This window comes from uncultured Eubacterium sp. (assembly GCF_937958975.1).
Classification (GTDB): domain Bacteria; phylum Bacillota; class Clostridia; order Lachnospirales; family Lachnospiraceae; genus Eubacterium_G.
The window spans coordinates 41,961-50,482 of the sequence record NZ_CALGRE010000043.1 but is presented as its reverse complement, the minus strand read 5'-3'; the positions used below and the strand labels follow the sequence as shown (position 1 = coordinate 50,482).

Genomic DNA, 8,522 nt, shown 5'->3' with positions numbered 1-8,522 from the left:
GAGTTGGGAAAAGCAGAGATGGGTGTCTTGTTCAGGGCGAAAATGGCAGCAAATAAGATGATAGAGGAAGTACGACGTCAGTTTAAGGCAGATAAAGCAACGTTAACGGTGGAAAAGGCGGACGTGGAAATATTCTTATCCATTATGCATCAAATGATAATTTGTCAAAAGTAAGGCTTACTGTAAATGAAACAGATTATTCCCTGCTGAATCTCTTGTCGACCAATGACTGGAATAACTTTAATGGAACAGCCAATATTACTGTTACGCTAAATCCCGGAACAGATAATACAATCACTGTTACACATGGAACCGGCGGCGCCAATATAGACTATATTGAGGTCACATTAATGGATGAAGACGAGGAATCTCTCAATCCTATTACTATCAGCGACCAGGTTAAAGTCGAGGGATATCAAATCAGTGCACTGTTAAAAGGATTTCGAGTTATATCTTCGGTAGAACCAACAATAAATGGTCAAAAAGTTGTCCGTTTTGGAAATATTTATGGATATGCAGATATGGGAGTTTCAGAGAGAGATATGATACTAAATTCAGACAACCAGTTTGTCGCCAGCTATGAAGCTACCACTGCCGGTATCGTAAACAAAAAATTTGGTTTATCCGATACGGCAACATATTTTGTCAGAACAATGACGGATAATGGTACTACTGCAGCTGCATATAATGCAAACTATAAAGTAAGAACATATGCAATTCTTGCTGATGGTTCTGTTGTTTACAGTAATGTTGCAGATTACTCAATCTACAAAGTTGCACAAAACCTTTACGATGAAATGCGTATGCCTAACGTATTCTCACATGAATATCTTTACAATGACATACTAAAAGTAGTAAATGCAGATTATAAAAAAGTAGATTATAATTGGAATAACATTATCGTTGGATTTGATGATTAAATAACGAATCATTTCAATGCTGCTATCAGACAATTTGATATGTCAGCACATATATAAATCCCCAGAAACGGCGTCAGCCGCATTCTGGGGATTGTTCTATAATACTCTAACCAAATTATTACTCACTTTTTTGAATAGAAAGCGCCAGTTCTTCCAGCTGTTTATTGTCCACAATACTCGGTGCCGATGTCATGAGACATGATGCATCTTTTACTTTAGGAAATGCAATCACTTCACGAATGTTGTCCTCCCCTGCCATATGCATAATAAGTCTGTCAAGTCCATAAGCAAGCCCTGCATGTGGTGGGACTCCATACTTAAAAGCATCTAACAGGAAACCAAACTGCTCATGTGCTTCTTCCGGCGTAAACCCTAAAGCTTCAAACATTTTTTCCTGAATATCCGCCTGATGTATTCTCACACTTCCTCCACCGATTTCCGAACCGTTCAAAACGATATCGTACGCTTTCGCTCTAACCTTTCCTAAATCTGAGTCAAGATATGGAATATCCTCCTCCATAGGCATTGTAAACGGATGATGCATTGCAATAAATCTTTCCTGTTCATCTGACCACTCAAATTGTGGAAATTCTACAACCCATAAGAAATTAAATTTGCTCTTATCAATAAGTTCTAACTGTTCACCCAGTTCTAGTCTGAGAGCTCCTAAAACATTCCATACAATCTTATTTCTATCTGCTGCAAACAACAACAAATCTCCGGCTTCTCCATCCATAATCCGGACTAAATTTTCCAATTCTTCTTCTGTCATAAATTTAGCAAAGGATGATTTATATGTCCCGTCTTCATTGATACAAAGATATGCAAGTCCCTTCGCTCCATTTCCTTTTGCAGACTCCACAAGTTTATCAATCTTCTTTCTCGGCATCTGTCCCTGGCCTTTTACATTAATACCACGAACCGTACCGCCATTTTCGATAGCACCTGTAAATACGCCAAATCCACAGCCTTTTACCACATCTGTAACATCAACCAACTCCATTCCAAAACGTGTGTCAGGCTTATCGGAACCATATCTGTCCATTGCTTCCTGCCATGTCATTCGAGGCATTGGAAGTACAACATCCACTCCTAATATCTCTCGAAACATTGCCTGCAATAATCTTTCATTGACATCAATCACATCATCGATATCCACAAAAGATAATTCCATATCCACCTGAGTAAATTCAGGCTGTCTGTCTGCTCTTAAATCTTCATCTCTATAACACCTTGCAATCTGAATATATCTGTCATATCCTGAGCACATTAAAAGCTGTTTAAATAACTGAGGGGACTGCGGTAAAGCATAAAATTCACCCAGATGAACACGGCTCGGTACCAGATAATCTCTCGCACCCTCCGGTGTACTCTTACATAATGTAGGTGTCTCAATTTCTAAGAAACCTTCCTGTGACATAAATTTTCTGATAAAAGTAGTTGCATCACTGCGAAGCTTTAAATTCTTTTGAAGGTGTGGCTTCCTCAAATCCAGATATCTATATTTCAGTCTCAATTCTTCTCTCGTATTCGCATCTTCCTCAATCGGAAAAGGTGGTGTATCAGATTCTGACAGGATGCGCAATGTATCAACAGTAACTTCAATATCACCTGTCTTCAAATCTTCATTGATTGCTCCATCACGTTTCCTTACTTTTCCCTCTACGGCAATCACATATTCACTTCTAAGCTGTTTTGCTTTCTCAAAAACTTCACCATCATTTTCATCGAAAACCAATTGTAAAATTCCGGAACGGTCTCTCAAATCGATAAAAATAAGGCTCCCTAAATTTCTTCTCTTCTGAACCCATCCCATAACAGTAACAGATTCTCCAATATTTTTATTACTAATTTCCGTACATCTATGGCTCCTGTGAAGCCCCTGCATTGATTCTGCCATTTTGCAACTTCCTCCTAATCTATACTATTTCAGTGGATTCTTATAAAATTCCTTAAAATTCTCATATCCCTGAGCATTTAACTGCTCCTTCTGAAATTTTTTATTCTTATTCATTCGTGTAACAAGCACCTGCGTTCCATTTTTTCTTTCTTCCTGCGCCTGCGCAATCACATCACAGAGCGCTTGACCCTTTACACCTTTTTCAATCAGAAAAGCAACCTTATCATAATCTTCCGGAATTTTAAAGCCCTGCTCCATAAGTAAGAGAACAATTCTCTCAAATCCAATAGAAAAACCACACGCCGGAACATCATGTCCCGTAAACTTTCCTACCATCTTATCATAACGGCCTCCTCCACCACAGCTGCCGCCAAACTCAGGAATCGCAATCTCAAAAATGGTTCCCGTATAGTAAGACATTCCCCGCACAAGTGTCGGGTCAAATATAATTTCAAAATCAGAAGACTTTGTTGCCTTAACGCTTTCTATAATTTCATCCATCCACTGTCTCACATCATCTCCCATAAAATCACCGAGCTTATCTGCAAGATATGCGATTGGATTCTCCTGTCTCTCTATTTCTGCAAAAAGATTCGTATATTTCTCTACTGCCTCCTCAGCAAAACCATATTTAATGAGCTCTTCTTTTACACCCTCTAAACCGATTTTATCCATCTTATCCAGAATAATAAATACACTGTCAAAGCTTTTCTCCGGAAAACCACTGTAAGCCGCCATAGCTTTCAAAATTCTTCTCTCATTAATTCTAATCTGAAAGTTTTTAAAACCTAATTTTCCAAGTGTTGTGGTTGTAGCCAAAATTAATTCAATCTCTGCTAAATTACTGGAATCACCTAAAATATCAATATCGCACTGCATAAACTGACGATACCTTCCACGCTGCGGTCTGTCGGCTCTCCAGACATTTCCCATCTGCAATGCCTTAAACGGAGAAGGCAGTTCGTTTGCATTTTTGGAATAATATCTTACAAGAGGTACTGTCAAATCATATCTTAGACCGTTATCCACAACATCCATCTCCTCTTTTGCAGTTTCCAGATTTAACTTTTCACCTCTCTTTAATATTTTAAATATCAGCTTTTCATTTTCGCCCCCCTGCTTATTTGTTAAGTTTGAAATATTTTCAACACAAGGGGTTTCCATCTGCGTAAACCCAAAAGCCTTGTATGTATCTTTTATTACATTCTGCACATAATTTCTAATTTTCATTTCCTCCGGAAGGATATCTTTCATTCCTGTCACCGGCTTTTTACTCAATGCCATCTTTTTGCTCCTCTCTGATTATTAAGCCCTATAATTTTACTATTAAATTTCCAATTAGACAAGTATAATTCATGAATTGATACTGCTCTTATTTTTTCTCTCTATCATCTCATCAATGCGCTCTATATACTGATTCACATCTTTTACCGTATCTATCCTTTTTGCTTCTTTTCTATCCTTAGACAACAGTTTTGTCACAGCTCCCGCACCGACTGCCCACACATCTTGATAATCTCCCATCATCAGTATATTATATATGCCTTCGCATCCCTCTTTTGCATACCCTACATTCTCCTGGTTTCCTGTCATATTTTTCTGGCGATAAAGATAGTAAGGCCGCATTTTCATTTTCTTTGCATACTCTGCCGTCAAATTCATCATCTCATTGCTATTTTCCATAGTCATATGTGCATAGGAATCACTTTCAATATTCAACCGGGATGCTCTTTTTAATGCCAGAGAATGTATCGTAATACTATCTGGATTCAGTTTCAAAGCCTCCTCCATTGAGTGCTTTACATCTTCTATTTTTTCCTGTGGGAGACCCACTATGAAATCCATATTAATATTGTCAAATCCGATTTTTCTGGCAAGATAGAAGGCATCTTTTACCTGTTCTACCGTGTGTCGTCTGCCTATCAAATCTAATGTGCTCTGATTCATTGTCTGAGGATTGATAGATATTCTGGATACTCCAAGTTTCCTCAAAGTATATAACTTTTCCTCTGTAATGCTGTCGGGTCTGCCGGCCTCCACTGTAAATTCCTTCACTGTGGAAAAGTCAAAATTTATTTTTAACGCCTTAATGAGCTTCTCTAACTGAACAGGCTCAAGTGTAGTCGGTGTTCCCCCACCGATATATACCGTGTTCAACTCCCTATTTGACATTTTCTTTCCCAAGAACTCAATTTCCCGCATCACAGCCTCTACATACGCATCCGTTTTTTTCTTAAATACCGTTATCGGATAGGATGTAAAAGAACAATACAGACATGTAGTTGGACAAAAAGGAATCCCAACATACAAACTATATCCATCTCTATAATGGATATTTTCAAGAACTTTTTTCTCCATCTTAGAAACGTCCAGCGCTAAATTAAGTTTCTCGTCTGATATCATATAGGTATCTTTCATTATTTTTCTAATTTCGTCCTCTATATATCCCTCTTCCATAAGTATTCCGGGAATTTTTGCCGGACGGATTCCTGTCAGATTTCCCCACGGAAGCTCTGTGCCGGTATCTTTTACCATCAAACAATACAAAAGCTTTTTTAAGGCATTTTTTGTGTTTCTCCTATCAGATAAGTCACACGCAGTCTGCCCTTCAAAAAGCTTTTGATTCATTCCATACAGTCTGGCACATATCGTCTGCTCCAAAAATTCCACTTCTATTACTCTATATGGATGTTCTACCAGACCATTTATTTTGAATAAATGTCCCATATAAAAAGCCTGTACCATAGACTGTATATCGTATTCAAATTGTCTCGGATTTATCCTTATATCAATCATTAATAGTATACCTTTTCGCTGTCAATTGTTGTAATCTCCATATGTCCCGGATACACCTCGGTATCTCCCGGCAATGTCAACAGCTTGTTTTTTATTGAATTTAAAATTGCAGCCTCACTGCCTCCCGGAAAATCAGTTCTTCCTCTGCTCGCCTGAAATAGAGTGTCGCCGCTAAATAAAACTTCATTGTCAGCTAAATAATAACAGCCGCTTCCCGGTGTATGTCCGGGGGTATGGATGTATTGAATTTTGAATCCGGCAACTGTAATTTTCTCACCGTCAGACAAAAATTTATCTGCACAAACCTGCAGTGGATTTCCAAACATAGCTGATAAATTCATTCGCTTATCTAAAAGCAGTCTGTCTTCCTTTTCACCCACAATAACCGGAATATCATATCTATTTTTCAATCCTTCCACTGCTTCAACATGGTCAAAATGACCATGTGTCAGCAATATCGCTTTTGGTATCATTTCCAGCCTGCTGATATTAGCAGATATCTTCAATTCATCTGCTCCCGGGTCCACGATAAACCCTTCCTTTGTCTCCTGATTCATACAAATATAACAATTCGTATAACATTCACTTACCAGCACGCTTCTTATCATAATTTCTGCCATATCTTTTTTACCACCTATTTGTTAACTACTCGTTCTTTCAATATCTATAATGCAATCAATAGTTCTGATTTTTGCAATCAGACTATTTAACTCTTCTGTTCCCTGAATTGCAAAAGTCATAGCAATTGTAGCAATATCCGCTTTGCTTGTTCTGCTGTTGATGCTGTTTACATCAATATTTTTTTCTGTAAATATTTTAGATAAATCTGTGAGAATACCTACGCGGTTATGGGCATAAATAACAATTTCCGTCATATATTTTCCATCCTGCTCAGATTCATCCGCAGCCCAGCTTGCCTCAATCAGTCTTCCCCTCTCAATATCAGGTAAATTCATGATATTAACACAGTCTGTTCTATGAATGGAAACCCCACGTCCTCTTGTAACAAAGCCTACAATCTCATCTCCCGGAACCGGACTACAGCATTTGGAAAACCGCACTGCCACATCATCCATTCCCTCAACAATAATACCACTTTTCGACGTGTTTTTTCTATTTTGCGGCTTCGAGGAATTTGCTTCATTTAATACATCTTCATCTGTCATCTCGACCTTATGGTCCTTATTGTACTCATCCACTAACTTATTGACAATCTGTCCTTCTTTTAAGCCTCCATGACCAATCGATGCCACAAGAGAATCCCATTCCTTGTAACTATATTTCAGCCTTACCCTTTCCATGTATTCCGGTTTCAATATATCAGACATAACAATGTTCTTTGACTTACAATATTTGTCAAGAAGTTCACGCCCTTTAAGGATATTTTCTTCCTTATTCTGCTGTTTAAACCACTGATTAATCTTATTTTTTGCCTGTGTACTCTGAACAATTTTCAACCAGTCCATACTCGGACCTGTAGAGTTATTTGAAGTAATAACCTCCACTCTGTCACCATTTTGGATTTTATAGTCAATATTGACCATCTTTCCATTTACTCTGGCTCCAACCATCTTATTTCCTACCGCACTGTGAATGTTATACGCAAAATCAATCGGCGTAGAACCGTTTGGCAGATTTTTCACATCTCCATTTGGGGTAAAACAGTAAACTCTCTCTGAAAACATATTTAAATCATCTTTTAATAGATTCAAAAACTCTCTATTATCAGACAAATCTCTCTGCCATTCCAGAATCTGTCTGAGCCAGCTGATTTTTTGTTCTTCATTATCACTGTCACCGGTAATATTCTCCTTATACTTCCAGTGCGCGGCAATACCATATTCCGCAGTCTTATGCATCTCAAATGTCCTGATTTGAATTTCAAAAGGCTGACCATTCGGACCAATCAATGTGGTGTGCAGAGACTGATACATATTTTGCTTTGGCATGGCAATATAATCCTTAAATCTTCCGGGAACCGGCGTATATTTTTCATGTATGATTCCAAGCGCACCATAACATTCCATGACACTATCCACAATAATTCGAACCGCAAATACATCATAAATCTGGTCCAATGTTTTATTCTGCATTGTCATTTTCTTATATATACTAAAATAATGCTTTACACGACCATCTATTGTAGCTTTTATTCCCGCCTTTTCGATATGCCCCGCCACTTCGGCAATCAGATTGCTCATAAATTCTTCTCTATGCTCTAACCTCTCGTGAACACCTGCAACCAATTCATTATACTTATCGTGCTCTAAATATCTGAGTGCCAAGTCATCTAACTCTATCTTAATTTTAGAAATACCAAGTCTGTCAGCAATCGGAGCATATATATCCATCGTCTCTCTTGATTTTTCCTTTTGTTTTTCAAGCGTCATATACTGTAATGTACGCATATTGTGAAGCCTGTCTGCAAGCTTTATAAGAATAACCCTGATATCCTTTGCCATAGCAAGAAACATCTTTCTCAGGTTTTCCGCCTGTTCTTCTACCTTGTCAGCATCATAATCTAATTGCGTCAGCTTTGTAACACCATCTACTAAATCTGTTACTTCCTCACCAAATTCACGCACCATTACCTCTCTCGTAGCGGCAGTGTCTTCCATCACATCATGAAGAAGTCCCGCCATAATAGACTCTTTATCCAACTCTAAATCGGCTAAAATTAATGCTGTGTGAAGCGGGTGGATAATATAAGGCTCACCCGATTTGCGCTTCTGCACCCCATGAGATGATTTTGCAAAATTATATGCTTTTTCTATCATCTGCAACTCATCTGCCGAGGGATGATAATGTTTAATTTTTTCTATCAGTCTGGCATACAGCTCCTCCGGAGTCGCCTGTTCCTGCTCCTTTGGAATGACACCATGATTCTCAATCTTTACGTCGTTCAT

The 8,522-nt window shown here is 38.3% G+C and carries 6 protein-coding genes; 1 reads left to right on the top strand and 5 read right to left on the bottom strand.

Features of this window, described 5'->3' with window-relative positions; all coding sequences use genetic code 11:
* Nucleotides 1-131: 131 nt before the first annotated feature.
* A complete protein-coding gene (locus Q5O86_RS07625; protein WP_302626543.1) occupies nucleotides 132-920 on the top strand; it encodes a carbohydrate-binding domain-containing protein in 789 nt (262 codons plus the stop codon).
* A 118-nt stretch (nucleotides 921-1,038) separates the two neighbouring features.
* Here the strand turns inward: Q5O86_RS07625 and aspS are convergent, their stop codons facing one another.
* The 5 genes from aspS to Q5O86_RS07600 all read right to left on the bottom strand — a co-directional run bounded on the left by aspS (nucleotide 1,039) and on the right by Q5O86_RS07600 (nucleotide 8,522).
* Entirely contained in the window at nucleotides 1,039-2,820 is a 1,782-nt protein-coding gene (gene aspS, locus Q5O86_RS07620) for an aspartate--tRNA ligase (RefSeq protein WP_302626540.1), read from the bottom strand.
* A gap of 24 nt (nucleotides 2,821-2,844) precedes the next feature.
* Nucleotides 2,845-4,104 (bottom strand): histidine--tRNA ligase, encoded by a 1,260-nt coding sequence (gene hisS, locus Q5O86_RS07615; RefSeq protein WP_302626539.1) that lies wholly within the window; start codon nucleotides 4,102-4,104, stop codon nucleotides 2,845-2,847.
* Nucleotides 4,105-4,173: 69 nt separating this feature from the next.
* Nucleotides 4,174-5,616: a coproporphyrinogen dehydrogenase HemZ gene (gene hemZ / locus Q5O86_RS07610; protein ID WP_302626538.1), complete on the bottom strand. Its 1,443-nt coding sequence runs from the start codon at nucleotides 5,614-5,616 to the stop codon at nucleotides 4,174-4,176.
* Entirely contained in the window at nucleotides 5,616-6,236 is a 621-nt protein-coding gene (locus tag Q5O86_RS07605) for an MBL fold metallo-hydrolase (RefSeq protein ID WP_302626537.1), read from the bottom strand. Before Q5O86_RS07605 ends, hemZ begins: the two co-directional genes overlap by 1 nt.
* Before the next feature lie 21 nt (nucleotides 6,237-6,257).
* Nucleotides 6,258-8,522, bottom strand: coding sequence for a bifunctional (p)ppGpp synthetase/guanosine-3',5'-bis(diphosphate) 3'-pyrophosphohydrolase (locus Q5O86_RS07600; protein WP_302626536.1), 2,265 nt, complete (start codon nucleotides 8,520-8,522; stop codon nucleotides 6,258-6,260).